General features: G+C 73.8%; 23 protein-coding genes. 13 read left to right on the top strand and 10 right to left on the bottom strand.

Features of this window, described 5'->3' with window-relative positions:
• Positions 1-176: 176 nt before the first annotated feature.
• Positions 177-545 (bottom strand): DUF6481 family protein, encoded by a 369-nt coding sequence (locus tag WFI16_RS13070; RefSeq protein ID WP_419898257.1) that lies wholly within the window; start codon positions 543-545, stop codon positions 177-179.
• 376 nt (positions 546-921) lie between these two features.
• On the opposite strand from WFI16_RS13070, the gene WFI16_RS13065 reads away from it, so the two are divergent.
• From WFI16_RS13065 to WFI16_RS13055, 3 genes are all read left to right on the top strand, one after another.
• The gene (locus WFI16_RS13065) at positions 922-1,134 is read left to right on the top strand and encodes a hypothetical protein (RefSeq protein ID WP_419898256.1); all 213 of its coding nucleotides are present in this window, start codon (positions 922-924) and stop codon (positions 1,132-1,134) included.
• A complete protein-coding gene (locus WFI16_RS13060; protein WP_419898255.1) occupies positions 1,131-1,877 on the top strand; it encodes a hypothetical protein in 747 nt (248 codons plus the stop codon). Before WFI16_RS13065 ends, WFI16_RS13060 begins: the two co-directional genes overlap by 4 nt.
• A gap of 75 nt (positions 1,878-1,952) precedes the next feature.
• Complete coding sequence (locus tag WFI16_RS13055) at positions 1,953-3,332, top strand: CoA transferase (RefSeq protein WP_419898254.1); 1,380 nt, start codon at positions 1,953-1,955, stop codon at positions 3,330-3,332.
• On the opposite strand, the gene WFI16_RS13050 is transcribed toward WFI16_RS13055, so the two are convergent.
• Genes WFI16_RS13050 through WFI16_RS13040 form a run of 3 tightly spaced genes read right to left on the bottom strand, consistent with a single transcriptional unit; the run spans position 3,329 to position 4,982 of the window.
• Positions 3,329-3,631, bottom strand: a complete 303-nt coding sequence (locus tag WFI16_RS13050; protein ID WP_419898253.1) for a hypothetical protein — start codon at positions 3,629-3,631, stop codon at positions 3,329-3,331. The two genes, WFI16_RS13055 and WFI16_RS13050, sit on opposite strands and share 4 nt — an antisense overlap.
• Positions 3,631-4,530: a J domain-containing protein gene (locus WFI16_RS13045; RefSeq protein WP_419898252.1), complete on the bottom strand. Its 900-nt coding sequence runs from the start codon at positions 4,528-4,530 to the stop codon at positions 3,631-3,633. Before WFI16_RS13045 ends, WFI16_RS13050 begins: the two co-directional genes overlap by 1 nt.
• A complete protein-coding gene (locus tag WFI16_RS13040; protein WP_419898251.1) occupies positions 4,527-4,982 on the bottom strand; it encodes a thioredoxin family protein in 456 nt (151 codons plus the stop codon). The genes WFI16_RS13045 and WFI16_RS13040 overlap by 4 nt, the downstream gene beginning before the upstream one ends.
• A 167-nt stretch (positions 4,983-5,149) precedes the next feature.
• Between WFI16_RS13040 and WFI16_RS13035 the strand changes: the two genes are divergently transcribed.
• On the top strand, positions 5,150-5,743 hold the full coding sequence (locus WFI16_RS13035; RefSeq protein ID WP_419898250.1) for a nitroreductase family protein: 594 nt from the start codon (positions 5,150-5,152) through the stop codon (positions 5,741-5,743).
• Position 5,744: 1 nt separating this feature from the next.
• Here WFI16_RS13035 and WFI16_RS13030 read toward each other — a convergent pair whose 3' ends face one another.
• Complete coding sequence (locus WFI16_RS13030; protein WP_419898249.1) at positions 5,745-6,263, bottom strand: GNAT family N-acetyltransferase; 519 nt, start codon at positions 6,261-6,263, stop codon at positions 5,745-5,747.
• Positions 6,264-6,356: 93 nt separating this feature from the next.
• Here WFI16_RS13030 and WFI16_RS13025 point away from each other — a divergent pair, with 93 nt between their 5' ends.
• On the top strand, positions 6,357-7,241 hold the full coding sequence (locus WFI16_RS13025) for a LysR family transcriptional regulator (protein ID WP_419898248.1): 885 nt from the start codon (positions 6,357-6,359) through the stop codon (positions 7,239-7,241).
• Positions 7,242-7,297: 56 nt separating this feature from the next.
• Positions 7,298-8,206, top strand: coding sequence for a retroviral-like aspartic protease family protein (locus tag WFI16_RS13020; protein WP_419898247.1), 909 nt, complete (start codon positions 7,298-7,300; stop codon positions 8,204-8,206).
• Here WFI16_RS13020 and WFI16_RS13015 read toward each other — a convergent pair.
• On the bottom strand, positions 8,170-9,093 hold the full coding sequence (locus WFI16_RS13015; RefSeq protein WP_419898246.1) for a LysR family transcriptional regulator: 924 nt from the start codon (positions 9,091-9,093) through the stop codon (positions 8,170-8,172). The two genes, WFI16_RS13020 and WFI16_RS13015, sit on opposite strands and share 37 nt — an antisense overlap.
• Before the next feature lie 116 nt (positions 9,094-9,209).
• On the opposite strand from WFI16_RS13015, the gene WFI16_RS13010 reads away from it, so the two are divergent.
• Positions 9,210-10,283, top strand: a complete 1,074-nt coding sequence (locus WFI16_RS13010) for a tartrate dehydrogenase (RefSeq protein WP_419898245.1) — start codon at positions 9,210-9,212, stop codon at positions 10,281-10,283.
• A 115-nt stretch (positions 10,284-10,398) separates the two neighbouring features.
• On the top strand, positions 10,399-11,388 hold the full coding sequence (locus WFI16_RS13005) for a tripartite tricarboxylate transporter substrate-binding protein (protein WP_419898244.1): 990 nt from the start codon (positions 10,399-10,401) through the stop codon (positions 11,386-11,388).
• Positions 11,389-11,423: 35 nt separating this feature from the next.
• Here the strand turns inward: WFI16_RS13005 and WFI16_RS13000 are convergent, their stop codons facing one another.
• Positions 11,424-12,824 (bottom strand): MATE family efflux transporter, encoded by a 1,401-nt coding sequence (locus WFI16_RS13000; protein ID WP_419898243.1) that lies wholly within the window; start codon positions 12,822-12,824, stop codon positions 11,424-11,426.
• A 4-nt stretch (positions 12,825-12,828) separates the two neighbouring features.
• Positions 12,829-13,998 carry an acetyl-CoA C-acyltransferase gene (locus WFI16_RS12995; protein ID WP_419898242.1) on the bottom strand — a complete coding sequence of 390 codons (1,170 nt, stop codon included), beginning with the start codon at positions 13,996-13,998 and terminating at the stop codon, positions 12,829-12,831.
• A 117-nt stretch (positions 13,999-14,115) separates the two neighbouring features.
• On the opposite strand from WFI16_RS12995, the gene WFI16_RS12990 reads away from it, so the two are divergent.
• Positions 14,116-14,670: a TetR/AcrR family transcriptional regulator gene (locus WFI16_RS12990; protein WP_419898241.1), complete on the top strand. Its 555-nt coding sequence runs from the start codon at positions 14,116-14,118 to the stop codon at positions 14,668-14,670.
• Between the two features lie 115 nt (positions 14,671-14,785).
• On the opposite strand, the gene WFI16_RS12985 is transcribed toward WFI16_RS12990, so the two are convergent.
• The gene (locus WFI16_RS12985; protein WP_419898240.1) at positions 14,786-17,956 is read right to left on the bottom strand and encodes an efflux RND transporter permease subunit; all 3,171 of its coding nucleotides are present in this window, start codon (positions 17,954-17,956) and stop codon (positions 14,786-14,788) included.
• Positions 17,957-17,986: 30 nt separating this feature from the next.
• Positions 17,987-19,129, bottom strand: a complete 1,143-nt coding sequence (locus WFI16_RS12980; protein ID WP_419898239.1) for an efflux RND transporter periplasmic adaptor subunit — start codon at positions 19,127-19,129, stop codon at positions 17,987-17,989.
• Positions 19,130-19,261: 132 nt separating this feature from the next.
• Between WFI16_RS12980 and WFI16_RS12975 the strand changes: the two genes are divergently transcribed.
• The 4 genes from WFI16_RS12975 to WFI16_RS12960 all read left to right on the top strand — a co-directional run bounded on the left by WFI16_RS12975 (position 19,262) and on the right by WFI16_RS12960 (position 25,838).
• Positions 19,262-19,957, top strand: coding sequence for a TetR/AcrR family transcriptional regulator (locus WFI16_RS12975; RefSeq protein ID WP_419898238.1), 696 nt, complete (start codon positions 19,262-19,264; stop codon positions 19,955-19,957).
• A 216-nt stretch (positions 19,958-20,173) separates the two neighbouring features.
• Positions 20,174-20,881, top strand: coding sequence for an ImuA family protein (locus WFI16_RS12970; RefSeq protein ID WP_419898237.1), 708 nt, complete (start codon positions 20,174-20,176; stop codon positions 20,879-20,881).
• Complete coding sequence (locus WFI16_RS12965) at positions 20,878-22,425, top strand: Y-family DNA polymerase (RefSeq protein ID WP_419898236.1); 1,548 nt, start codon at positions 20,878-20,880, stop codon at positions 22,423-22,425. The genes WFI16_RS12970 and WFI16_RS12965 overlap by 4 nt, the downstream gene beginning before the upstream one ends.
• Positions 22,422-25,838, top strand: coding sequence for an error-prone DNA polymerase (locus WFI16_RS12960; protein ID WP_419898235.1), 3,417 nt, complete (start codon positions 22,422-22,424; stop codon positions 25,836-25,838). The genes WFI16_RS12965 and WFI16_RS12960 overlap by 4 nt, the downstream gene beginning before the upstream one ends.
• The last annotated feature ends 111 nt before the right edge of the window (positions 25,839-25,949 follow it).

The following is a 25,949-nucleotide window of genomic DNA, read 5'->3' as shown; positions in this document are numbered from 1 at the left end:
TGCCGAGCCGCGCTGCCTCAGCCGCCTCGAAATTGAGGTCATCCCGGAGAACGGGGAGGGGCCGGCGTCCGGCCAGGGCAGCCTGGTCAGCCCGGCGGCCAGGCATCCCCTCCGAGCTGCGCCGCGACGAAGGGCAGCGCAGTCAAGACAAAAGCGGAACTGGCGCGGCTTACCCTCTAGCGTTGCCGTGCCTTTCGGGCAGCATAGCGGGCATCCCGAGCCGCCTTCTGCTCGGCGGGCAGGGCAGCAGCGCGCCGCGCTGCGGCCGCGGCCTCAGCAGCCTGGGCAGCGGCAAGAGCGATCTTCTCCTGCTTCGCAGCGGCCTTTTCAGCGATCGCCTGCGCCGCCTGGGCCTCGCGGGCGGCCTGGCGCTCAGCGTTCCGGATATCACGGGCGTCGCTGATCGCCTTGCGTTCGGCCTGCTGCTTCAGCAGAGCGGGGTCATCGGCATTCCGCCGGCTGCGGAAGCGCTCCAGCATTGCCACCTTCGCCTTGGCCGCAGTTGCAAGGCGATCGACATAGCCACTGGCGTGTTCTGGATTCATGCGGACAACTTATATGCAAAGCGCCGCGATTGATAGAAAATGATGAATAATAGTGAATTGCCGTTGTTTATATTGAATAATATTAGAAAATAAAGCTTAGCAAAAGTTGCCTGGGCGCAGGAGACTCTGGCTTGAGCCCCTTTCCGTGCCCAAGGAGGATGGCCGTCCCTGAAGCCCTGGCTGCGGAAGTCTCGTCGGCGCTGCCCTTCCGCTCCGGCCGGCGGCTTCCGCCGTTTCGATGCCCGCCGGCATCCAGGTTCAGACCTGGCCTTGGCCACATTGACGTCCCCTGGCCGCGCGTGAAACGCTGATCGCCGCCCGGCCGGACGTGGCCGGCAGGGCCGCGGCTGCCCCATCCACGCCGGAGATCGCACCGATGGGCATCCTGCCGGGCCGCGCCGCCGCCGCCCTGCTGCTGGCGGCAGCCCTGGCCCCGCCGGCACGGGCGGAGGAGCGGCTGCACCGCTTCGCCGCCGCGGATCGGCCGGCGCTGCAGGCCGGGGCGGCACCGCCACCCGGCATCGCCTGCATCGAGGGCGAGGCTATCCCGCGCGACCGGCAGGGCCGCCTGGCGGCGTCGCGCCGGTGAGCGGCGGGTCCCCACTGTCGCGCCGGCTGCTGCTGGCGCTGCCGCTGCTCGCGCCGCTGGCCCCGGCCCGGGCGGCGGGGCCGCTGCAGCTCCGGCTGCGCCCCGGCGCGCCGCCGCTGCTGGTGCGCAGCCATCCCGAGGAGGCGCCCGAGCGCCTGGTGCGCCTCCGCCTGAGCGGCCCGGGCGCCCCCTCCGAGGTGATCGTGCTGCCAACGCGCTATGGCGGGGACACCCGGCTGACCCGGCTGCCGCTCGGCTGGCGGGACATCCTGCTGGCGGAGATGGATGGCGAGGGCGGCACCGGGGTGTCGCAGCGCCTCGGGGTGCTGATCGCCCTGGATGCGGCGGGCCGGCTGAGGGTCATCGGCATCGAGAACCTGGAGATCCAGGAAGCCGCCACCTGCGAGAGCGAGGCGCGGCTCCGCGGCCGGCTCTCGGCCGGCCCGGCCGGGCTGCGCCTGGCCGGCGCGTTCCGGCGCCTGCGGCTTTCGCTGGCGCGGGCGGCCGCAGCAGGAGGCCTGGACCGAGACCCTAAACTGGGACGGCCAGGGCGCCGTGCAGGGCGCCGCGCCGCCGCGCGGGGCGGGGCCGGTGCAGCGCGCCACGGCCGAGGCGCGCCGCCGCGTGGCCGGGCTGCTGGCGGCGCCGGTCACCGATCTGCGCGGGGTGCCGCTGGAACGGACCGGCCTCTTCGCGCTGGCCTCGCCGCCGCAGGCGCCGGCACGGCGGTGACCCGTCCCTGACGGCGGCTGATGCCCGGGCCCGGCTCGACCATGGCCCCGGGGCGGCGCATGCTGGCGGCCTCGCAGGAGAGTTGCATGGCCATCGATGCCCTCACCGCGCTCTGGACCGGCCAGGGCCTCGATCCCGCGGCGCTGCGGCGTCTCGCCATGACCGGCGAGGATCCGGCGCTGCCCTCCTCCTTCGCCATCGGCAGCCTGGCGGCGGCCAGCATCGGCGCCGTCGCGCTCGCCGCCGCCGAGATCCACCGGGCGCGCGGCGGCCCGGCGCAGGAGATCGCCATCGACCGCCGCGATGCCGCCATCGAGTTCCGCTCGGAACGCTATCTGCGGCTGGGCGAGGGGCCGGCGCCGGAGCTGTGGGACGCCATCGCCGGCCTCTATCGCTGCGGCGACGGCTGGGTGCGGCTGCACACCAATTTCCCGCATCACCGCGACGGCATCCTGCGGCTGCTGGGCGTGCCGCATGACAAGGCGGCGGTGGCCGCGGCATTGGCCGGGCGCGACCCCCTGCAGTTCGAGCAGGAAGCGGCCGAGGCCGGGCTGGTCGTCGCCGCGCTCCGCGACACCGGCACCTGGGACGCCTCGCCGGCCGGACAGGCGCTGGCGGCCGAGCCGCTGGTCGCCGTCACCCGCATCGGCGACGCGCCGCCGAGGCCGCTGCCGCCCGGGCCGCGCCCGCTCTCCGGCCTGCGCGCGCTGGAGCTGACCCGCATCATCGCCGGCCCGGTCGCCGGCCGGCTGCTGACCGCGCATGGCGCCGAGGTGCTGCATCTGGCCGCCCCGCATCTGCCGCAGGTGCAACCGCTGGTGATCGACAGCGGCCGCGGCAAGCGCAGCGCCAGCCTCGACCTGCGCGAGGCCGGCGACCTCGACCGCTTCCACGCCCTCGCCGCCGGTGCCGATATTCTTCTCCAGTCCTACCGGCCGGGCACGCTGGAGCGGCGCGGGCTGGGCGCCGAGGCGATGGCCCAGCGCCATCCCGGCCTCATCCATGCCTCGCTCTCGGCCTATGGCTTCGAGGGGCCCTGGGCGGGGCGGCGCGGCTTCGACAGCCTGGTGCAGACCGCGACCGGCCTCAACCTGGCCGAGGCCGCCGCCGCCGGCAGCGACACGCCGCGGCCGCTGCCGGCCCAGGCGCTCGACCATGCCGGCGGCAGTCTGCTGGCCTTCGGCATCCTGGTGGCGGCGCTGCGGCGGATGACCGAGGGCGGTTCCTGGCGGGTGCGCGTCTCGCTGGCCCGCACCGGCCTCTGGCTGCGCAGCCTGCCGCGTGTCGAGCGCGGCTTCGAGGGGCCCGACCCCGGCTATGACGAGGTGCAGGACCGCATGGAGTCGGTCGACAGCCCCTATGGCCCGCTGCGGCTGACCCGGCACGCGGCGCGGCTCTCGGCGACGCCGGCCCAGTGGGCGACGCCGCCGGTGCCGCTGGGCACGCACCCGGCCGCCTGGGGCTAATCCCCCCGCCGCGCCGCCTCGATCAGCGCGGCGCGCAGCGGCGGCGGCAGGCGGTCGAGCTCCGCCTGCATCTGCCGCAGCGCCCGGCGCATGCCGTGCAGCTGGTCGAGCAGGCCAAGCGCCACATCCACCCCGGCCTCGTTGACGCCGAGCTCCTCGGTCAGCGCCTGGATCAGCGCGATGCGGGCCAGCTCCGCCTCGTCCGGCGCCGCGTCGCGGCCGATCCAGCCCTCGGCGATCCAGGCCTGCAGCCGCGCCTCGCCCAGCCCGGCCTGGAGAAAGATCGCGCGATGCGGCATCACCCCCTCCCTTTCCGCGGGTCGTAGCCACGGCCCGCCCAGTTGCGCAGGAAGTCTTCCAGCGCTGTGTCGGGCTGCTCCGGCAGCACCAGCACCAGCGTGGCATAGAGGTCGCCGCGGCTGCCATCGGCGCGCGGCACGCCGCGGCCGCGCACCCGCAGCCGGCTGCCGGCATTGCTGCCCGGCGGCACGCTCAGCATCACCGCGCCGGCCGGCGTCGGCACCTCGACCTTGCCGCCCAGCACCGCCTCGGCGATCGAGACCGGCAGCTCCAGCCGGATGTCGTCGCCCTCGCGGGTGAAGCGCGGATGCGGCGCGACCGACAGGGTGACCAGCAGGTCGCCCGGCGGCCCGCCGCCCCAGCCCGGCGCGCCCTTGCCGCGCAGCCGCAGCACCTGGCCATCGGCCGAGCCCGGCGGCACCACCACGTCGACCGCCCCGTCCGGCAGGCCGAGCCGGCGCGTCGTGCCGTTCACCGCCTCCAGGAACTCGATCCGCAGCTCGCCGGCCAGGTCGTGGCCCTTGACCCGCAGGCCGGCGCGGCGGCCGCCGCGGCTGAAGAATTCCGACAGCACGTCGTCATCATCGGCGAAATCGGCGAAGCCCGAATCGGAGGCGTAGCTGTCGCGCGCGCTGCCGGCATGGTCGCGCCAGCGCCGCTGGCTCGGGCGCTCCTGGCCGCTGGCATCGATCTCGCCACGGTCGAAGCGCGCCCGCTTCTCGGCATCCGACAGCAGGTCATGCGCTGCCGAGATCTGCTTGAAGCGCTCCTCCGCCGTCTTGTCGCCGGGGTTCAGGTCGGGGTGCAGCTTGCGCGCCAGCTTGCGGTAGGCGCGCTTGATGTCGTCCGCCGAGGCGTCGCGCCCGACGCCGAGCCGGGCATAGGGATCGTCGCTCATGCCGCCGCCTGTCCTCCCGCCTTCTGGCGCGCCCAGGCAGCGATCTGCCCGGCGGCCAGCGCCCCGGCCTGGCGTGCCACTTCCCGCCCGCCGCGGAACAGCAGCAGGGCCGGGATACCGGTGATGTTGAGCGACTGCGCCAGCGCCGGGGCTTCCTCGGTCGAGACCTTGGCCAGGCGGAACTGCGGCTCCAGGCTGCGCGCCGCCGCCTCGAACTGCGGCGCCATGGCGCGGCAGGGGCCGCACCAGCTGGCCCAGAAATCGACCAGCAGCGGCACGCCGTCATGCGCCAGGTGGCGGCGGAAGCCGGCCTCGTCCAGCGCCAGCGGACGGCCTTCGAAGACCGCCTGGTGGCAGGCGCCGCAGCGCGGCCCGGCGGCAAGGCGGTCTGCCGCCAGCCGGTTGATCGCCGAGCAATGCGGGCAGACCAGGGTGATCGGGGCGGCATCCATGCCAGGGACTCCCTCTCGCAAGCGCGACTGCTTAGATCGGCAGCCAGCATGACGCCGGGAAGGGGTGTCTTGCCAGGGGGACGGCATGGCGGGCATGCATTGCCCGGCGGGCCACGCTCCGTGATAATGCAAATCATTCGCGATTGAGCCCGCAGCGGGAGATGCCGATGCCGACCGAAGCCCCCTCCACCGCCGACGCGGTGCTGGACAGCCTGACCGCCCGCCGCTCGATCGGCCTGCTGCAATCGCCCGGGCCCGAGGGCGGGGAACTGGACAGGATCCTGCAGACGGCGATGTCGGCGCCGGACCACGGCAAGCTGCGGCCCTGGCGCTATGTGCTGATCCGCGGCGCGGCGCGGATGGCCTTCCTGCAGGTCATCACCGAGGCGATGCGCGCCCGTGACCCCGAGGTGACCGAGGCGATGCTGGAGAAGCAGCGCGCCCGCATCCACCGCACGCCGCTGATCATCGCCATCGGCGCCGCCATCCAGGCCGGGCACAAGATCCCCGAGGTCGAGCAGGTCCTGACCGTCGGCGCCGGCGCCATGAACCTGCTGAACGCCCTGCATGCCAGCGGCTATGGCGCGGTCTGGCTGAGCGGCGCCAATGCCTATGACCCGGCCGTGTCGGCGGCGCTCGGCTTCGAGGCGTCCGAGCGCCTTCTGGGCTTCTTGTATGTCGGCACGCCGGTCGAGCCGGTTGCTCCGGCGCCGCCGCGCCCCGACGTCCAGAAGTTCACGCGGGAATGGCGCCCCGCCTGAGTCACGCCACGGCGCGGCTCATGATGACGCTGCGGTAGTTGGTGTGCGACCACTGCGCCGTCTCGACGGCGCGGTAGCCGCTGCGGGCATACCAGGCGACCAGATGCGTCGCCGGCTCGGCGGTGTCGAGGGCGATTTCCGCCGCGCCCTCCGCCGCCGCCCGCGCCTCCGCCCAGCGCATCAGCCGGGCGCCGAGGCCGCGCGACTGCAGCCCGGGCTCGACCGCCAGCTGCGCCAGGCTGGCCACCTCGGCGCGGTCCAGCCAGGGGCTGCCACCGGTGCGCGCCGCCGGGCGGTAGAGGATGCTGCCCACCAGCCGGTCCCCGTCATAGGCCAGCAGGCATTCGCCCTCCGCCACGCGCCGCGCGGTGACCTCGGGCGGCTGGTGGGTTGCCATGAAGCGCAGATCCATCGCCGCCAGCCGGGCATAGGCACGGTGCAGCAGGGCGGTCAGCGGGGCGATCTCCTGCGCATCCGAGAACGGCCGCAGCAGCAACCCGTCGAGCATCGTCATCGTCATCCACAGCCTTCTTCCTGACGCGCAGGCTGACGCAGCGCGCCGCCCGACAGAAGAAAATCTTTCTTATGCGGCGCATCGGAATAAGCTGCGCTGATGCGCGCCCCGACCCTCCGCCAGCTCCGCACCTTCCTGTCGGTCATCGAGCAGGGCAGCGTCACCGAGGCGGCCCGCGCCCTGGGGCTGACCCAGCCGGCCGCCAGCCAGCAACTGCGGGAACTGGAGCGCATCACCGGCACCCGCCTGCTGGAGCGCGCCGGTGGCCAGGTGCTGCCCACCGCGGCCGGCCAGGCGCTGCTGGAACCCGCCCGCCGCGCCCAGGCCGCCGCTGAGGACGCCCTGGCCGCCACCGCCCCGCACCGGTCGGGCGAGACCGCCCTGGTCCGCATCGGCACCGGCGCCACCGCCTGCATCTTCTTCCTGCCCGCCGTGCTGGCGGCGGCGCGGCAGGCGATGCCGGGGCTGCAGATCACCGTCACCATCGGCAATACCGCGACGCTGGTCCCGCGGCTGCTGGCGGGAGAGCTGGATCTCGGCCTGCTGACCCTGCCGGCCGAGCCCGCCCGCGGCCTGTCGGTCACCCCGCTGCTCGAGGATTCCTTTCTCGCCTTGCTGCCGGAGGCGCTGGCCGGGGCGAAGAAAAGCATCACCCCCGAGGCGCTGGCCGCCCTGCCGCTGATCGCCTTCGAGGCCGGCAGCCACACGCGGGCGATCGGCGATGCCTGGTTCCGTGCCGCCGGGCTGCAGCCGGCGCCGGCGATGGCGCTGGGCAGCGTCGAGGCGATCAAGCCGCTGGTCGGCGCCGGGCTAGGGGCGGCGCTGCTGCCCGGCATGGCGCTGCGCCCGCCGCCGCCCGGCACCCGCGCCCTGGCCCTGAAGCCGGCCCTGTCGCGGCAGATCGGCACCGTCCTGCGGCGGGAGAAGGTGATCGACCGCGGCCTGCGGCTGGTGCTGCAGGCGCTGGAGAAGGCCGCCCGATAGGCGGGCCCGTTGCGATGGCGTATGAAGCTTTGGTCATCGCCTGGACAGGATCGCCCATGCTCCGCCTGCCTCTCGCGGCCGCCCTCGGCCTGCTGCTCGCCGGCTGCGCCACCTCCGCGCCGCCTCTGGCCGCCCGGGCGCCGCAGCCGGAATGCGTCTTCACCGATGCTGGCCTGGTGCCGCTGCAGGGGGCGGGCGGCCTGGCGGTGGCCGGCGCCATCAACGGCACGCCGCTGCGCTTCGACGTCAACACCGGGCTCGGCATCACCGCGCTGCTGCCCGGCGTCGCCAACCGGCTGGGCCTGCCCACCGATCCGCGCCGGCAGTCCAGCTTCTCCGACAGCGGCGGGGTGGCGCAGCGCAACCTGCTGGCGCGCAGCATCGTCGCCGGCGGCCAGGAGTGGAGCGACCGCAGCCTGGCCGTGCGCAGCTACCGCAGCGAGGGCGACGCGCCCTTCGACGTCATGCTGGCCGCCGACCTGCTGCGCGAGACGGAGCTGGAATTCGACCTGCCCGGCCGCCGCCTCGGGCTGCACCGCCGGCAGGACTGCCAGGGCGGCGGCCCGGGCTGGACGCCGGCCGCCAGCCTGCCGGTGGTGCTGGCCGAGCACAGCGTGCCGGTGCTGGCCCTGCGGGTGAACGGCCAGCCGGTGCGCGCCGCGCTGCAGAGCGGCAACAACCGCACCCTGCTGAGCCGCCGCGCCGCCGAGCGGCTGGGCCTGCTGCAGAACGCGGTGCGTGGCAGCACGACGCGGGCCTCCGGCACGTCCTCCGAGACGGCGCGCGGCCAGGAATACATCCTCCGCGAGTTCGCGTTCGGTGAGGTCGTGCTGCGCGACTTCCCGGTCGTGGTGCTGCGCGACTCCGTGGGCTCGGAGGAGATGGTGCTCGGCCATGACTGGATGCGCGACCGGCGGGTCTGGCTGTCCTATGCCTCGCGCCGGCTGTTCATCGCCGCGCCCTGAGGCCGCTCGCGCAGGACCTGAAGAAAGGCGTCGCGGGCCGGGCTGTCGCGCCCCGGCATCCAGGCGACGCCGAGCATGGCCTCGGGGCGGGCGGGCGCCGTCTCGGCCAGCGGGCGATAGACCACGCCGGGGCGGCGCAGCTGCGCCGTCCAGTCCGGCACCAGCGCGACGCCGAGGCCGGCCGCCACCAGGTTGACGATGGTCTGCTTCTCCGCCGCCTCCTGCCCGCCCTGCGGCAGGGCCAGCCCGGCATCGGCGAAGGCATGCGCGACGAGCGCGAAACTGTGCGGCCGGCTGCGCTGCGGCGGCAGGATCAGCGGCTCGGCGGCCAGCGCCCGCAGCGGGATGCGGCGGCGGCTGGCCAGGCGATGGCCGCGCGGCAGGGCGGCCAGCAGCACCTCCTGGCGGATCGGCAGGAATTCCAGGCCGGGGCTGGGCGGTGGCGGGCGGATGAAGATCAGCTCCAGCCTTCCGGCCGCCAGCATCGGCAGCAGCCGCGCCGATTTCTCCTCCCACAGCCGCGTCTCGACCTGCGGATGCGCCTGGTGGAAGGCGTAGAGCAGCGGTGGCAGCAGGCCGGAGGCGGCGCCGTCGATGGCGCCGATGCGCAGCGGCCAGGTCTCCGCCCGGGCGGCGGCGCGGACGCGGGCCGCCGCCGCCGCCGCCTGCTGCAGCAGGGCGCGGGCATCGGGCAGCAGCGCGGCGCCGGCCGCGGTCAGCGCCACCTGCCGGGTCGAGCGGCGGAACAGCGGCGCGCCGAGTTCTTCCTCCAGCAGCCGCACATGGCGGCCGAGCGCCGAGGGCAGCATGTGCAGCCGGGCGGCGGCGCGGCCGAAATGCAGTTCCTCGGCCACGGCGAGGAAACAGCCGAGCTGCCGCAGCTCCATGGCGCGATCCCCCTTTGGCCGCAGGATTATAGCGATTTCTTGTATAATTCTATGCCTGCATCCAGGGCGGTGGCACGGGTCTAGGCTGGCCGAAACAGCCAAGGACGCCAGGCTTCATGCGCCAGCACGCGATCGCCGCCATCCCCGCCGACGGCATCGGCCCCGAGGTCATCGCCGCCGGGCTGCAGGCGCTGGAAGCCCTGGCCCGCCGCAGCGGCGAATTCGAGCTCAAGGTCGAGGTGTTTCCCTGGGGGTCGGACTACTACAAGCAGCATGGCGTGCTGATGCCGGATGACGGGCTGGAGACGCTGAAGGCCTTCGACGCCATCTATTTCGGCGCCGTCGGCGCGCCGGACGTGCCGGACCACGTCACCCTCTGGGGCCTGCGGCTGCCGATCTGCCAGGGTTTTGATCAATACGCCAATGTCCGGCCGACCCGGATCCTGCCGGGCGTCACGCCGCCCTTGCGCGACTGCGGGCCGGGCGACCTCGACTGGGTGATCGTCAGGGAGAATTCCGAGGGCGAATATGCCGGCCATGGCGGCCGCGCGCATCGCGGCCTGCCGGAGGAGGTGGCGACCGAGACCGCCATCTTCACCCGCGTCGGCGTCACCCGGATCATGCGCTATGCCTTCCGCCTGGCGCAGTCGCGGCCGCGCAAGCTGCTGACTGTGGTCACCAAGTCGAACGCCCAGCGCTTCGGCATGGTGATGTGGGACGAGATCGCCGCCGAGGTCGCGAAGGACTTCCCCGACGTCACCTGGGACAAGATGCTGGTGGACGCCATGACCATGCGCATGGTGCTCAAGCCGCAGAGCATCGACACCGTCGTCGCCACCAACCTGCATGCCGATATTCTCTCGGATCTGGCGGCGGCCTTGGCCGGCAGCCTGGGCGTGGCGCCGACCGGCAATATCGACCCCGAGCGGCGCTTCCCCTCGATGTTCGAGCCGATCCATGGCTCGGCCTTCGACATCACCGGCAAGGGCATCGCCAATCCGATCGCCACCTTCTGGAGCGGCGCGCAGATGCTGGAGCATCTGGGCGAGGCCGAGGCGGCGAAGCGGCTGATGCGGGCGGTGGAAAAGGTCTCGGGCAGCGGGCTGGTGACGCCCGACCTGGGCGGCACCGCCACCACCCAGCAGGTGACGGATGCGGTCTGCGAGGCGATCCGGTCCGAGAATCTGTGACCGGCGCGGCGCGGGGCTTTCCCCCCCGCGCCGTGCGGGCGTGCCTTGCTGAACACGCTTTGCTGAACATGGGGCGAGCCGGACGAACCGGCCGTCGACCAAGGAGGTTCCGTTCATGCCGATCCGCCGCCGCGGCCTGCTGGCCGCCACGCTCGCCACGCCTCTGGCCGCCGGCCTCGCCGCCCCGGCCCTGGCGCAGGCCGATTTCCCCAACCGCGCCGTGACCATCACGGTGCCCTTCGCCGCCGGCGGCCCGACCGACGTGATCAGCCGGCTGGTGGCCGAGGGCATGGCGCGCGATCTGGGCCAGCCGGTGGTGGTCGAGAACGTCACCGGCGCCGGCGGCACCATCGCCGCCGCCCGCGTCGCCCAGGCGCGGCCGGATGGCTACACGCTGCTGATGCACCATATCGGGCTGGCCAGCACCGCCACCCTGTATCGCAAGCTGCCCTTCAGCGTGCTGGAGAGTTTCGCGCCGCTGGGCCTGGCCTCGGACGCGGCGATGACGCTGGTGGCGCGGCCGGATTTCCCGGCCACCGACCTTGCCGGCTTCATGCGGGCGATCCGCGAGCAGGGCGACAAGCTGAACCTGGCGCATGCCGGGCTGGGCGGCGCCAACCAGCTCTGCGGGATGCTGCTGCAGCATGCGGCGGGGAAGGCGGTGACGACGGTGGTGTTCCGCGGCAGCGCGCCGGCGATCACCGACCTGATGGGCGGGCGGATCGACATCTTCTGCGACCAGGCCACCAACACCGCCAATTTCATCCGCGAGAACCGGATCAAATCCTATGCCGTGACCAGCGCCGGGCGGGTTCCCGGGCTGGAGCTGCCGACGACGGCCGAGGCCGGCGAGCCGAGCATCGCGATGAGCACCTGGCACGGCCTCTACGCGCCGGCCGGCACGCCCGAACCGGTGCAGCAGCGCCTGTCCGCCGCCTTGCGCGCGGCGCTCGGCGAGGCGCGCCTGAAGCAGCGCTTCGCCGATCTGCTGACCGAGCCGGCCTCGCCCGACCGTGCGCGCCCGGAGTTCCACCGCCAGTTCCTGGCCGATGAGGTGGCCCGCTGGCGCCCGGTGATCGAGGCGGCGGGCGTCTATGCTGACTGATGTGGGGGTCCGGGGGCATTCAATGCCCCCGGCGCTTACTTGCCTTCCTTGAACCACACCCCCGAGGCGATGCTGCCCGCCACCAGGGCGCCATAGACCACCAGCCCCGCCGCCAGCGTGACGAAGACCCAGTCCAGTGACCCGGTGATGGCGAAAGCCGCCCAGCCGCCGAGCACGGCGATGGCGAGCCGCAGCATGCCGGCCGCCAGCGGCCAGAACAGCTTCCCCGCACCCTGCGAGGCGAAATAGAGCGACAGGCCGAGGCCGAAGAAGCCATAGGCCGGGCCGACATGCTGCAGATAGGCGGTGCCGGCCTCGATCATGCGCGGGTCGTCGCCGAACAGGCCGAGCCAGGCCGTGGGGAAGAAGGCGGCGGCCAGGCCGAGGCTTTCGGTCACCGCGAAGGCCAGGGCGCCGCCGGTCAGCGCGATGCGCAGCGCCCGGGCGCGCTGGCCGGCGCCGACATTGGTGCCGACCATGGCGACCAGCGGCGCGCCCAGGCCGAAGACCAGCGGCACCAGCAGGTATTCCAGCCGCGAGCCGGTGCCGTAGCCGGCCACCGCATCCGCCCCGCCGGCGCGGGCGACCAGGGCCGTGGTCATGGCCACCGTCAGCGTGGTCTGCAGCGTGCTGATCGAGGCGACCAGCCCGACCTTCAGGATATCGGCGAACAGCGGCCAGCGCAGCCGGGCGGCGCGCAGCCGGGCCAGGCTGCGGCCCGACAGCACCGCCCAGGCCAGCACCATGGCGGTCAGGCCCGAGCCCGCCACCACCGCCCAGCCGGCGCCGGCGATGCCCAGCGCCGGGACGGGGCCCCAGCCGAAGATCAGCAGCGGCGAGAGCGGGACCAGCACCACCACGCCGGCGATGATGGCGGTGGCGGGCAGCAGCATGTTGCCGCCGCCGCGCAGCACGCTGGCCAGGGCATTGCCCAGCCAGACCAGCAGCGAGCCGGCGAAGACGACATCCGAATAGCGCAGCGCCGCCTCCAGCGCGGCGCCCTCGCCGCCGAGCGCCCGGTAGATCGCCTCGCCTTTCGTCAGGAACAGCGCGCTGGCGGCCAGGCCGAGCAGCCCGTTGATGACCAGGGCGTGCAGCACCAGCGCATCGGCCTGCTCCTGCTTCCCGGCGCCGAGCGCGCGGGCGATCGCGGAAGCGATGCCGCCGCCCAGCGCGCCGTTGGACAGCATCTGCATCATCATGAAGCCGGGGAAGACCAGCGCCATGCCGGCCAAGGCGTCGCTGCCCAGATGGGCGACCCACCAGGTCTCGATCAGCCCGACCGAGGCCTGCGCCAGCATCACCAGGGTGCTGGGCCAGGCCAGGCGCAGCAGGGTCGGCAGGATCGGGCCGTGCAGCAGCAGCCGGGTGCGCGGGTTCATCGCCGGCGTGGCGGCGGTGACCGGCGGCGCGGCGGCGGGGGCGAGGGCGTTCACGGGTTCAGTCCAGCCGCTCGAGGGCGATGGCGGTGGCCTCGCCGCCGCCGATGCACAGCGCCGCGACGCCGCGCTTCAGCCCGTGGCGCTGCAGCGCGTGCAGCAGGGTGACGATCAGCCGCGCCCCGGTGGCGCCGATCGGATGGCCCAGCGCGCAGGCGCCACCATGGATGTTCACCCGCCCGGGCGGCAGGCCGAGCGTGCGGATCGCCGCCATGGCGACCACGGCGAAGGCCTCGTTGATCTCGACCAGGTCGAGATCGGCGACGCCCCAGCCGACCCGCTGCAGCAGCTTCCCGATCGCCGGCGCCGGGGCGGTGGTGAACCAGTCGGGCGCCTGGGCGTGGGTGGCGTGGCCGCGGAGGGCGGCGAGCACCGGCAGGCCGGCGGCCTCGGCCACCGAGCGGCGGGCCAGCAGCAGCGCCGCGGCGCCATCGGCATTGGCGCTGCTGGCGGCGGCGGTGATGGTGCCGTCGGGCGCGAAGGCGGGCTTCAGGCTCGGGATGCGCTCGGGCTTCAGGCGGGGCGGGATCTCGTCGGCGGTGACCTCGCCCACCGGCACGGTCTCGGCGGCGAAGGCGCCCTCGGCCAGGGCCGCCTGGGCGCGGCGCAGCGTCTCCATCGCATAGGCGTCCTGCGCCGCGCGGTCGAAGCCGTCGCGGGCGGCCAGCGCCTCGCCGAAGCTGCCCATCGAGCGGCCTGCGGCATAGGCATCCTCCAGCCCGTCCAGCAGCATGTGGTCGAGCAGCCGGCCATGCCCGGCACGGTAGCCGGCGCGCGCCCGGTCGAGCAGATAGGGGGCGTTGGACATGCTCTCCATGCCGCCGGCCACCACCAGCCGGGCCGAGCCGGCCAGGATCGCGTCGTGCCCCAGCATCACCGCCTTCATGCCGGAGCCGCAGACCTTGTTCACCGTGGTGGCGCCGACCGCGTCGGGCAGCCCCGCCGCCCGGCCGGCCTGGCGCGCCGGGGCCTGGCCCTGGCCGGCCGGCAGCACGCAGCCCATCAGCAGCTCGTCCAGCTGGTCCGCGGCCAGGCCGGCCCGTTGCAGCACGGCGCCGATGGCGGCGGCCCCCAGCTGCGGCGCCGGCACGCCGGCCAGCCCCCCCATGAAGCGGCCGAGCGGGGTGCGGGCGGCGGCGGCGATGACGACGGGATCCGGATCGGGCGACATGGCAGGGCCTTTATTGATGGCGGCCGCCATGATTATCGGTTCAGATGGCGGTCGTCATCAAAAAATCCCGCAGGGTCGCGGGGCGTGCTATGCGCTGGCCTCGAAGGAGTGAGGCCGATGAGGGTGTCGCGCGCGAAGGCGGCGGAGAACCGCGAGAAGATCCTGGAGGCCGCCGGCCGGCTGTTCCGCGAGCGCGGCCTGGGCGCGACCGGCGTCGATGCCCTGGCCGAGGCGGCCGGGCTGACGCATGGCAGCCTGTACAGCCAGTTCGGCTCGAAGGAGCGGCTGGCCGAGGCGGCGGTGGCGGCGATGATCGAGGCCCGCGCCGGCCGCAGCACCCCGCGGGACGGCGAGACGCCGCGCCAGGCGCTGGAACGCTTCGCCACCGGCTATCTCTCGGCCCGGCACCGCGACGCGCCGGGGCAGGGCTGCGCCATCGCGGGGCTGGGCGGCGAGGTGCCGCGCCAGGGCGAGGGGGTGCGGCAGGCCTATACGGCGGGGGTGAAGGGGATGGCGGGCCGGCTGGCGGCGCTGCTGCCCGAGGGGGAGGAGGCGCTGGCGGCGGTGGCGCTGCTAACCGGGGCGCTGACCCTGGCGCGGGCGGTGGATGATCCGGAACTGTCGGATCGGATCCTGTCCAGCGCGCTGAAGCAGATTCTTCAGGAGAAGTAAGAATCCGGGGGCATTGAATGCCCCCGGACCCCCACATTCATTTTTGTCCCGCCTCTGGCCTCCTGGCGCCCATTGAAGGCGGGGTCCGGGGGGATACTATCCCCCCGGCCTTCTCTTACTCTGCTGCCACCACCTGGCCTGTCTTCTTCTCCCGCCCCGCCATGGCCCGCGCCACGACGTAGAAGAGCGGCGTGAAGGCCAGGCCGAAGATGGTCACGCCCAGCATGCCGGCGAAGACGGCGGTGCCCAGGCTCTGGCGCATCTCGGCGCCGGCGCCGGTGGCGATGGCCAGCGGCAGCACGCCCAGGATGAAGGCCAGCGAGGTCATCAGGATCGGCCGCAGCCGGGTGCGGGCGGCGGCCTCGGCGGCCTGCCAGCGGGTCATGCCCTCCTGCTCCGCGCTGCGGGCGAATTCGACGATCAGGATGGCGTTCTTGGCGGCGAGACCCACCAGCACCACCAGGCCCACCTGCACCAGCACGTTGTTGTCGAGCCCGCGCCACAGCACGCCGGCCAGCGCGGCCAGCACCGACATCGGCGCGATCAGCACGACAGCCAGCGGCAGCAGCCAGCTCTCGTAGAGCGCCGCCAGCAGCAGGAAGACGAAGACCACGGCCAGGCCGAAGGCGATCGGCGCGGTGTCGCCCTGCGTCGTCTCCTGCAGCGCGATCTCGGTCCATTCATAGGCGAAGCCGTCCGGCAGCTTCTCGGCCAGCAGGCGCTGCATGGCGGCCAGCGCCTGGCCGGTGGAGACGCCGGGCTTGGCCGCGCCCTGGATCTCCGCCGCCGGGTAGAGGTTGTAGCGCGGCATGCGATAGGGCGCGGTGCCGTCGCTGAAGCTGGCCAGCGCGCCGATCGGCACCATGTCGCCATCGTCGTTGCGGGTGCGCAGCAGGGCGACGTCGCGCGGCGTCAGGCGCTGCGCCTCCTCGGCCTGGGCGGTGACCCGGTAGGTGCGGCCCAGGATGTTGAAGTCGTTGACGAAGGCCGAGCCGAGATAGACCGACAGCGCCTCGGAGACGCGCGACAGCGGCACGCCCAGCATCTCCGCCTTGCTGCGGTCGACCTCGGCATGCAGGGTCGGCGTCGCGGTGTTGAACAGGGTGAAGGCCATGGCGATCTCGGGCAGGCCATTGGCCGCGCCGACGATCTCGTTGGTCGCCTGCTCCAGCGCGCGGGGGCCCTGGCCGCTGCGGTCCTGGACGTAGAGCTTGAAGCCGCCGCCGGTGCCGATGCCGCTGACCGAAGGCGGCGGGATGACGAGCGCCATGGCCTCGCGCTCCTCGCCGAGCTTGGCCTGCAGCTGGCCGAGGATGGCGCCGTATTCGATGTGCTGGGCGATCCGCTCCTCGAAGGGCTTCAGGGTGACGAAGATCACGCCCGAATTCGGCGCGTTGGTGAAGGTGGCGCCGTCGAAGCCGACGAAGGCGACCGCCCCCTCGACGCCGGGGACCGTCATCACCGTCTCCGAGGCGCGGCGGACCACCGCGTCGGTGCGGGCCAGGCTGGCGCCCGGCGGCAGCTGGAAGGCGGCGATCAGGTAGCCGCGGTCGAGCGGCGGGATCAGCCCGGTCGGCGTGGTGCGCACCGTCTGCCCGGTCAGCACCAGCAGGCCGGCGAAGAGCACCAGCATCACCGCGCCCAGCCGCACCAGCCGCCGCGTCAGCGCGCCATAGCCGTTCGACATGGCGTCGAACATCCGGTTGAAGCCGCGGAAGAACAGGCCGACCGGGGCGCCGAGCACGGCACGCCAGCCGGTCGGCTTGTGGTGGCTGTGCGGCTTCAGCAGCAGGGCGGCGAGCGCCGGCGACAGGGTCAGCGAGACCAGCGCCGAGATCAGCGTCGCCACCGCGATGGTCACCGCGAACTGCCGGTAGAAGGCGCCGGCGATGCCCGAGATGAACGACGTCGGCACGAAGACGGCGCAGAGCACCAGCGCGATAGCCAGCAGCGCGAAGCCGACCTCGTCCATGGTGAGCTCGGCCGCCTTCTGCGGCGTCATGCCCTCGGCCAGGTGGCGCTCGACATTCTCGACCACGACGATGGCGTCGTCGACGACGATGCCGATGGCCAGGATCAGGCCGAACATGGACAGCGTGTTCAGCGACAGGCCGAGCATCGACATGGCGGCGAAGGTGCCGACGATCGAGACCGGGATGGCCAGCAGCGGGATGACGGCGGCGCGCCAGGATTGCAGGAACAGGATGACGACGACGACGACCAGCAGGATCGCCTCGATGAAGGTGTGCAGCACCGCCTCCATCGACTGGGCGATGAAGCGGGTGGTGTCATAGACGATGCTGTATTGCAGACCCGGCGGGAAGCGCTGCGACAGCTCCTCCATGGTCGCGCGGATGCCGTCGGCGGTGGCCAGCGCGTTGGAGCCGGGGCGCTGGAAGATCGGGATCGCCGTCGCCGTCTGGTTGTTCAGGTAGGCGTTGACCGTATAGTCCTGGCTGCCCAGCTCGACGCGGGCGATGTCGCGCACCCGCACCGGCGCGCCGCCGGGATTGGTGGCGATGACGACCTCGCCGAACTGCTCGGGCGTGGTCAGCCGGCCCAGCGCCTCGACATTGACCTGGAAGGCCTGGCCATGGCCGGCGCCGGTCGGCGGCTGGTTCAGCCCGCCGGCGGCGACCTGCAGATTGGCGCGCTGCAGGGCGGCCACCACCTCGCCGGGCGTCAGGTTGCGGGCGGCGACCTTGGCCGGGTCGAGCCAGACCCGCATCGAATAGTCGCGGGCGCCGAAGATCTGCACGTCGCCGACGCCATCGAGCCGCGCCAGCCGGTCGCGCACGTTCAGCGTCGCGTAGTTCGAGACGTATTGCTGGTCGCGCGAGCCGTCGGGCGAGAGCATGTGCACGACCATCAGCAGGTCGGGCGAGGCCTTGCGCACCTGCAGGCCGAGGCGGCGGACCTCCTCCGGCAGCCGCGGCTCGGCGACCGCGACGCGGTTCTGCACCAGCACCTGCGCGGCGTCGACATCGGTGCCCTGGCGGAACACCACGGTCACCGTCAGCCGGCCGTCACCGGTCGATTGCGAGCCGAGATAGAGCATCCCGTCGACGCCGTTGATCTCCTGCTCCAGCGGCGTCGCCACCGTCTCGGCGATGGTCTGGGCAGAGGCGCCGGGATAGGTCGCGGCGACCGTCACCGTCGGCGGCGCGATCTCGGGATATTCGCTGATCGGCAGGCCGAAGCCGGCGATGCCGCCGACCAGGGTGATGGCGATCGAGATGACGGCCGCGAAGACCGGCCGCTTGATGAAGAATTGCGCGAAGCGCATGGGGAATGTCCCGCTGGAAGGGGGTTCGGCTCAGCGCGCTTCGGCGAGCCGCGAGGGGGCGCCCGGCTGGGCCGGCGCGGTCTCGGCCGTCACCTTGGTGCCGGGGCGGGCGCGGTGCAGGCCGGCGACGATGACGCGGTCCTGCGCGGTCAGCCCGCTGCGCACCACGCGCAGGCCATCGACCACCGGGCCGAGCGCCACCGGCTTCGGCACCACCGTGCCGTCGGCGGCCACCGTCATGACGATGCGCGCGGCCTGGTCGGCGGCGATGGCGGCATCCGGCAGCAGCAGCGCCTCGCCCTCGCCGGCGCGCAGGCGCAGGCGGGCGAAGCTGCCCGGCGTCAGGAACATGTCGGCATTGGCCAGCAGCGCGCGCGCCCGCATGGTGCCGGAGCGCGGATCGATGGCGGTGTCGACGAAGTCGAGTTTTCCGACCCGCTCCCAGTTGTTCTCATCCGCCAGCCGCAGCGAAACCCGCGCCCCCTCATTGCCGGCCTGCGTGATCCCGGCGCGGGAGAGGCGCAGGAAATCGGCCTCGCTGATGTCGAAGGTGGCGTAGATCGGGTCGAGCGCCAGGATGGTGGTCAGCAGCGTGCTGCCCTGCTGCACCAGGTTGCCGGCATCGACCCGGCGGTCGGAGACGCGGCCGCCCTGGGGGGCGCGCACCTCGGTCCAGCTCAGTTCGAGTTCGGCCTGGCGCAGCTGGGCGCGGGCCGAGGCGATGGCGGCCTGGGCGTCGCGCTGCGCCGCGCGGCGGGTGTCCATCTGCGCCTGCGGGGCGATGCGGTCGCGCACCAGCGGCGCGGTGCGGTCGATATCCTGCTGCGCCAGGTCGAGCCGGGCCTGCGCCTTGGCCAGCTCGGCGCGGGCGCTCTCGACGGCGATCTCGAAGGGGCGCGGATCGATGGTGAAGAGCAGCTCGCCCGCCTTCACCACCTGGCCGTCGCGGAAATGCACCTGCTCGACCTGGCCGGAGACGCGGGCGCGCAGCTCGACCCGGGCCGAGGGCTCGAGCCGGGCGATATGCTCCTCCCATTCGGTGACGCGGCGCTGCACCGGCTGGGCGACGGTGACCGAGGGGGCGGGCTGGGCGAAGACAGGGCTGGCGAGGGAGAGCGGGGCCGCCACGGCGAAGGCCAGCAGCGGAAGGGTCTTGCGGAAGGGGGTCGGCATGGCCAATCTCCGGGGCCGGATGATACCGACCGGTTCGTCCCTATTGATACGAACCGGTCGGTATCATTGCAAGACCCCCTCGATCGGGGTTTCTTCGCAATTGCGAGAATGACAGCCAGAGGAGACCAGCCATTGGCCGATGCCCCGGGAAAATGGCCCAGCGAATCGCCGGTGGTGCTGCCTCCCGACCTGTCGCCGGCGGAGCAGCCGGGGACCGACCGCCCCTTCGGCGAGCCGCGGCCGCGCCCCTCGCCTGCGACTCGCGACCCGCGCCCGGCGGCGCAGCGGGTGCGTGACGCGGCCAAGGAGCTGTTCTACCGCCAGGGCATCCGCGCCACCGGGGTGGAGGAGGTCTGCCGCGTCGCCGGCACCACCAAGATGAGCCTCTACCGCGCCTTCCCCTCGAAGGACGCGCTGGTCGAGGCGATCCTGATGGAGGATTGCGAGGCCGAGGCCTGCTGGTACGCCAATGCGCTGCACCCCTCGGTGCCCGCGCGCGAACGGCCGATGGCCTATCTGACCGCGGCCGCCGCCGAGCTGCGCGCGCCGGGCTTCCGCGGCTGCCCGACCGGGCTGGCCATCGTCGAATTCCCCGACCCCGAGCATCCGGCGCGCAAGGTGGCCGATGCGCGCAAGCACCAGATCCGCAGCCTGCTGCGCCGCATCTGCGCCGAGGCGGGCGGGCCCGAATGCCTGGGCGACGGCCTGCTGCTGCTGATGGAGGGGGCCTTCGCCGCGGTTCCCTATCTGGGCGGCGAGGCCACCGCCGCCGCGCTGGAGGAAGCCGGCCGCACGCTGATCGAGGCGGCCATCCCGCCGGCTGCCTGATTCTCCCCGATCACTGTCCTGGACAGCCGGAATGTGAAGGCCGTCGCGCCGCGGAACCGCCGCGGCGCCGCTTTCCTTGAACCAGGCCCGGCCCTGGGTCAAGGCAAAAATGTTCTTGCTATGTTCCAGGTCGTCGGGTTGATTTGGCCGATGCCCCGACCCTCCCACCCCCCCCGTCCCGCCCGCTGAGGCGGCCTCTCCCCCCGAGGCTGTCCCATGTCCGTGGCGCTTGCCGATCTGCGGCTCCGCCTGGCCCGGCTGGAAGGCCATGGCCGCCAGACCCGGCCGGGCGATGCCATGCCCGGCGCCCTGCCGCTGGCCGGCCTGCCGCTGGCCGCCGGCGGCCTGGCCCGCGCCGCCTTCCACGAGGTGCTGGCCGATGCCCCCGGCAGCGGCGCGGCCTTCTGCGCCACCCTGCTCGGGGCGAGCGGCGGCAGGGTGCTGTGGATCACCGCCGGCAGCGGCGCGCTGCAGCCCTGGCCCCCCGGCCTGCTCGGCTGCGGCCTGCCGCCGGAGCGGCTGCTGCTGGCTCAGGCGCCGCACTGGCCCGACGCGCTCTGGGCGATGGAGGAGGCGCTGCGCTGCCCGGGGCTGGCCGCCACCCTGCTGGTGGCCGGCTGGGACGGCGAGCCGGCGCCGCTCGACCTGACCGCCTCCCGCCGGCTGCAGCTGGCCGCTGAGGCGGGGGGCGGCATCGGCCTGCTGCTGCGTCCCGTGCCGCGACAGGCAGGGGAGGGGATGGGGCAGGGCGTGCTGCCCGGCCCCTCGGCCGCCACCACCCGCTGGCGGGTGGCGCCGCGGCCTGACGGGTTGGCCAGCCCGCGCTGGTCGCTGACCCTGCTGCGCCAGCGCGGCGGTGCCCCCGGCGGGCCCTGGCCGGTGGCCTGGCATGGCGCCGCGGCCGGGCTGGTGCGCGAGCCATGACCTCCTCCCAGGACGGCCCCGGACTTCCCTTCGAGGGCGGCCGCCGCTTCCTGGCGCTGCACCTGCCCGAGCTGCCCACCGACCGGCTGCGCCGCGCCCGGCCCGAATGGCCGCGCGACCGGCCGCTGGCCGCCTGGGAGCGCCAGGGCAGCCGCCGCCTGCTGACCGCGGTGGATGCCGCCGCCGCCCGCATCGGGCTGCTGGCCGGCCAGGCTTTGGCCGATGCCCAGGCGATCTGCCCTGGCCTGCTGCTGCATCCCGCCGATCCGGCGGCCGATGCCGCGGCGCTGGAGGCGCTGGCGCTCTGGGCGCGGCGCTGGACCCCGCTGGCGGCGGCCGATCCGCCGGACGGGCTGCTGCTCGACATCACCGGCTGCGCGCCGCTCTTCGGTGGCGAGCACGCCCTGCTGGCGGAAGCCTGCGCCCGGCTGCGATCCGCCGGCATCGCCGCGCGCGGCGCGGTGGCGGGGCAGCCGGGCAGCGCCGGGGCGCTGGCCCGTGCCCGGCGCGACAATCCGGTGATCCGCTCCGGCCAGGAGGCGCGGATGGTCGCGCCGCTGCCGATCGGCCCGGCGCTGCGGCTGGAGGCGGGGCTGCAGGCGGCGCTGTCGCGCCTCGGCCTGCGCCGGCTGGACGATCTGCTGAACCAGCCGCGCGCCCCGCTGCAGCGCCGCTTCGGCCTGCCGCTGCTGCAGGCGCTGGATGCCGCCACCGGCCGCCGCAGCCTGCCGCTGACCCCGGCCGTGCCGCCGCCCGACCTGCGCGTCACCCTCTCCCTGCTCGAGCCGGTGCTGACCCGGAGCGGGATCGAGGCGGTGCTGGAGCGGCTGCTGGCCGCCCTCTGCGCGCGGCTGCACGAGGCGGGGCTGGGCGCGCGGCGGCTCGGCCTGACCGCCTGGCGCGGCGACGGCACGCTGCAGGCCCTGGCGATCGGCACCGGCCTGGCGACGCGCGAGCCCGCGCATCTGCGGCGCCTCTTCGCCGAGCCGCTGGGCAGCCTGCGGCCGGAGCTCGGCTTCGAGCGCATGGCGCTGGAGGCCTGGGCCCCCGATCCGCTGTCCATGGGCCGCCAGGCCGGGCTGGGGTTGGGCGTGCGTCTGGGCGAGGTGGACGACGCCGCGGCGGCGGAGGCGCTGGCGCAGCTGCTCGACCGGCTGGGCCAGCGGCTGCGGCTGCGCCGCCCCGGGCCGCAGCCCAGCCACTGGCCGGAGCGGATGCAGCGCGCCCTGCCGGTCCAGGCCGCGACGCCGCCGCGCCCGCCCGGCTGGGGCGCGGCGCCGGCGCCGGTGCTGCTGCGGCGCGAGCCGTTCCCGCTCGACCTGCCCGCCGGTCTGCCGCCCGAGCTGCCGCTGCAGCTGCCCTGGCGCGGCGGGCTGCAGGCGGTGGCGGCCTGGCAGGGGCCGATGCGGCGCGAGCCCGAATGGTGGCGCGCGCCGCCCGGAACCGCCGCGCGCGACTATCACCGGGTCGAGCTGGCCTCGGGCGAACGGCTCTGGCTCTGCCGGGCCGGCGGGCGCTGGCTGCTGCACGGGCATCTGCCGTGACCTATGTCGAGGTCGCGGCGCGCTCGAATTTCTCCTTCCTCGACGGCGCCTCGCATCCGGACGAGCTCGTGGCGACCGCCGCCGCCTATGGCCATCCCGGCATCGGCCTTTGCGACCTGAACGGGCTGCCCGGCGTGGTGCGCGGCCATGTCGCGGCCAGGGAGGTCTCCAAGAAGCAGGAGATCGGCTTCATGCCCGGCTGCCGGCTGCGGCTGCTGGATGGCAGCGAATGGCTGGCCTGGCCGGCCGACCGCGCCGGCTATGGCGCGCTGACCGCGCTGCTCTCGGCCGGACGCATGGCGGCGCCGAAGGGCGAATGCCATGTCACGCTGGAGCAGATGGTGGCCGCCGCCGGCGAGAATCCCGGCGGCTGGGCGCTCGCCGCGGTGCCGCCCGCCGATCCGGACGCGGCCTTCGCGCGGCGGCTGAAGCTGGTGGCCCGCGCGCTGCGCCGCCGCCTGGTCATGCCGCTGTTCCTCTACGCCAGCTGCCCTTTCGCCGGCGACGATGCCGCGCGGCTGGATCGTCTGGCGACACTGGCCGAGGGCGCGGGGGCGCGGCTGCTGGCCGGCAACGACATCCGCTATCACGCGGCCGGGCGGCGGCCGCTGGCCGACCTGCTGAGCGCCATCCGGCTGCGCACCACCGTCGACGCGCTGGGCCTGGCCGCCGAGCCGAATGCCGAGCGCCGGCTGAAATCGCCGGCCGCCATGGCGCGGCTGTTCGCCCGGCATCCGCGCGCCATCGCGGCGACGGTGGAGCTGTTCCAGGCGACGCGCGGCTTCTCGCTCGACCAGCTGCGCTACGAATATCCGGACGAGGTGCTGGATGACGGGCTCGACGCGCAGCAGAGCCTGGCGCGGCGGGTCGAGGCGGCGCTGGCCCGCGACTTTCCCGGTGGCGCCTCGGAAAACCTGCGCGGCCGCATCGCGCATGAGCTGCGGCTGATCGGCGAGCTCGGCTATGCGCCGTATTTCCTGACGGTGCATGAGATCGTCCGCTTCGCCCGCAGCCGGGTGCCGCCGATCCTCTGCCAGGGGCGCGGCTCGGCGGCGAATTCGGCGGTCTGCTACGTGCTCGGCATCACCGCCATCGACCCGGCCGAGCACGACCTGCTGTTCGAGCGCTTCGTCTCCGCCTCGCGCGGCGAGCCGCCCGACATCGACATCGATTTCGAGCATGAGCGGCGCGAGGAGGTGATCCAGCATCTCTACGACCGCTATGGCCGCGACCGCGCGGCGCTCTGCGCCACGCTGATCCGCTACCGCCCGCGCAGCGCCATCCGCGAGGCGGGCCGCGCCATGGGGCTGAGCGAGGATGTCACCGCGCGGCTGGCCAAGGCCAGCTGGGGGCCGGGGCGGGAGATGTCGATGGCCGGGCTGGCGGCGGAGGAGAAACTCGACCTCGCCGATCCCCGCCTGGCGATGACGCTGCAGCTCGCGGAAGAACTGCTGGATGTTCCGCGCCACACGGCGACCCATGTCGGCGGCTTCGTCATCACCCGCGGGCCGCTGGTGCGGCTGGCCGTGGTCGGCCGCGCCGCGATGGACGGCCGCACCGTGCTGGAATGGGACAAGGACGATATCGACGCGCTCGGCATCCTGAAGGTCGATGTGCTCGGCCTCGGCATGCTCTCCTGCCTGCGCCGCGGCTTCGACCTGCTGCGGCGGCATCACGGGCGCGATCTGGATCTCGCCAGCCTGCCGAAGGATTGTCCGCGGACCTACGCCATGCTGCAGCGGGCCGACAGCCTGGGCGTCTTCCAGGTGGAAAGCCGGGCGCAGATGAACATGCTGCCGCGGCTGAAGCCGGCGAAATTCTACGACCTGGTGGTGCAGGTGGCGATCGTGCGCCCGGGCCCGATCCAGGGCGACATGGTGCATCCCTATCTGCGCCGGCGGCAGGGGCTGGAGCCCGTCACCTATCCAGGGCCGAAGGGCGGCAACCAGCGGGAGATCTTCGATGTCCTGAGCCGGACGGAAGGCGTGCCGCTGTTCCAGGAGCAGGCGATGCGCCTGGCCATCGTCGCCGCCGGCTTCTCTCCGGAGGAAGCCGACCAGCTGCGCCGTGCCATGGCGACCTTCCGCGCCGATGGCAGCATCGACCGCTACCGGGAGAAGCTGGTTGGCGGCATGGTCGGCCGCGGCTACGAGGAAGACTTCGCCCTGCGCGTCTTCGAGCAGATCCGCGGCTTCAGCTCCTACGGTTTCCCCGAGAGCCACGCGGCGAGCTTCGCCAAGCTGGTCTATGCCTCGGCCTGGATGAAATGCCACCATCCCGGCCTCTTCGCCTGCGCCCTGCTGAACAGCCAGCCGATGGGCTTCTACGCCCCCGCCCAGATCATCCGCGATGCGCGCGAGCACGGGGTGCTGACCCGGCCCGTCGACGTCAATGCCAGCCTCTGGGACTGCGCCATGGAGGATGCGCCGGCCAGCCGCGACGGGCTGGCGCTGCGGCTCGGGCTGCGGCTGGTGCGCGGCCTGGCGGAGGCGGAGGCGGCGCGCATCCTCGATGCCCGGCTGGCGCGCAACGGCGCCCCCTTCGCCAGCGTCGAGGAACTGGCCTGGCGCGCCGGCCTCGGCCGCGCCGCGCTGGTGGCGCTGGCCGGGGCCGATGCCTTCGCCGGGGTCGGCCCAGGGGGTGGCCCAGGGGGCGGATTTGGGCGGCGGCGCGCCGCCTGGGATGCGCGCGGTGTCGGCAGCGGGCCAGGGGAATTGCCGCTGTTCCGCGCCGCCCATGCCGGCGGCGTGCTCTCGGGCGAGGCGCCGCTGCTGCCCGAGCCGCAATCCCCGCTGCCGGAGGAGGATGAGGGCGAGGCCATCGTCGAGGACTACGTCGCCACCGGCCTGACGCTCCGCCGCCACCCGCTGGCGCTGCTGCGGCCGGCGCTGCAGGCGCTGGGCTGCGCCGACATGCGCGCGCTGCGGCATGCCCGGCATGGCAGCCGGCTGCGGGTCGCCGGGCTGGTGCTGATGCGGCAGCGGCCGGGCTCGGCCAAGGGGATCATCTTCCTGACGCTCGAGGACGAGCATGCCGAGGCCAACCTGGTCGTCTACACCGATGTCGCGGCGCGCGACCGGGCGGCGCTGGTCGGCGCCCGGCTGCTGCTGGCCGAAGGCCGGGTCGAGCGCGAGGACGCCCATTCGGCCGTGCCGATCATCCACCTGCTGGCCAGCCGGCTGGAGGACCGCACGGCGCTGCTGGACGGGCTGATGCTGGGCGAGACCGCGGACGGCACCCGCCACTGGGATCCCGGCTGGGCCGACCGCAATCTCGGCCCCGGCGACGAGGTGCGGTCCGGCGGCCCCCCCGATCATCCGCCGCGCCGCCCGGGGAGGGCCCAGGGGAGGGTCCAGGGGAGGGTCCAGGGGCCGGAGGGCGCCCGCCTGCCGCGCAGCCGCGATTTCCGCTGACACCGATCCAGTTGCATCACCCTGGCTGATGATAGACATCAGGATTGCAAGTTTCCCGTTGATCGATCGCGGTGCCATCTTCTGGTCAACCGCAGGGCAGGCCCTGCACCA

Source organism: Roseomonas sp. USHLN139 (assembly GCF_037145735.1).
GTDB lineage: Bacteria > Pseudomonadota > Alphaproteobacteria > Acetobacterales > Acetobacteraceae > Pseudoroseomonas.
This window is presented reverse-complemented; position numbering and strand designations above follow the sequence as displayed.

What these genes read in the sequence shown, in the direction of transcription:
- WFI16_RS13070 (WP_419898257.1), bottom strand. Translation starts at nt 545, where the DNA reads ATGAATCCAGAACACGCCAGTGGCTATGTCGATCGCCTTGCAACTGCG.
- WFI16_RS13065 (WP_419898256.1), top strand. Translation starts at nt 922, where the DNA reads ATGGGCATCCTGCCGGGCCGCGCCGCCGCCGCCCTGCTGCTGGCGGCA.
- WFI16_RS13055 (WP_419898254.1), top strand. Translation starts at nt 1,953, where the DNA reads ATGGCCATCGATGCCCTCACCGCGCTCTGGACCGGCCAGGGCCTCGAT.
- WFI16_RS13050 (WP_419898253.1), bottom strand. Translation starts at nt 3,631, where the DNA reads ATGCCGCATCGCGCGATCTTTCTCCAGGCCGGGCTGGGCGAGGCGCGG.
- WFI16_RS13045 (WP_419898252.1), bottom strand. Translation starts at nt 4,530, where the DNA reads ATGAGCGACGATCCCTATGCCCGGCTCGGCGTCGGGCGCGACGCCTCG.
- WFI16_RS13040 (WP_419898251.1), bottom strand. Translation starts at nt 4,982, where the DNA reads ATGGATGCCGCCCCGATCACCCTGGTCTGCCCGCATTGCTCGGCGATC.
- WFI16_RS13035 (WP_419898250.1), top strand. Translation starts at nt 5,150, where the DNA reads ATGCCGACCGAAGCCCCCTCCACCGCCGACGCGGTGCTGGACAGCCTG.
- WFI16_RS13030 (WP_419898249.1), bottom strand. Translation starts at nt 6,263, where the DNA reads ATGACGATGACGATGCTCGACGGGTTGCTGCTGCGGCCGTTCTCGGAT.
- WFI16_RS13025 (WP_419898248.1), top strand. Translation starts at nt 6,357, where the DNA reads ATGCGCGCCCCGACCCTCCGCCAGCTCCGCACCTTCCTGTCGGTCATC.
- WFI16_RS13020 (WP_419898247.1), top strand. Translation starts at nt 7,298, where the DNA reads ATGCTCCGCCTGCCTCTCGCGGCCGCCCTCGGCCTGCTGCTCGCCGGC.
- WFI16_RS13015 (WP_419898246.1), bottom strand. Translation starts at nt 9,093, where the DNA reads ATGGAGCTGCGGCAGCTCGGCTGTTTCCTCGCCGTGGCCGAGGAACTG.
- WFI16_RS13010 (WP_419898245.1), top strand. Translation starts at nt 9,210, where the DNA reads ATGCGCCAGCACGCGATCGCCGCCATCCCCGCCGACGGCATCGGCCCC.
- WFI16_RS13005 (WP_419898244.1), top strand. Translation starts at nt 10,399, where the DNA reads ATGCCGATCCGCCGCCGCGGCCTGCTGGCCGCCACGCTCGCCACGCCT.
- WFI16_RS12995 (WP_419898242.1), bottom strand. Translation starts at nt 13,998, where the DNA reads ATGTCGCCCGATCCGGATCCCGTCGTCATCGCCGCCGCCGCCCGCACC.
- WFI16_RS12990 (WP_419898241.1), top strand. Translation starts at nt 14,116, where the DNA reads ATGAGGGTGTCGCGCGCGAAGGCGGCGGAGAACCGCGAGAAGATCCTG.
- WFI16_RS12985 (WP_419898240.1), bottom strand. Translation starts at nt 17,956, where the DNA reads ATGCGCTTCGCGCAATTCTTCATCAAGCGGCCGGTCTTCGCGGCCGTC.
- WFI16_RS12980 (WP_419898239.1), bottom strand. Translation starts at nt 19,129, where the DNA reads ATGCCGACCCCCTTCCGCAAGACCCTTCCGCTGCTGGCCTTCGCCGTG.
- WFI16_RS12970 (WP_419898237.1), top strand. Translation starts at nt 20,174, where the DNA reads ATGTCCGTGGCGCTTGCCGATCTGCGGCTCCGCCTGGCCCGGCTGGAA.
- WFI16_RS12965 (WP_419898236.1), top strand. Translation starts at nt 20,878, where the DNA reads ATGACCTCCTCCCAGGACGGCCCCGGACTTCCCTTCGAGGGCGGCCGC.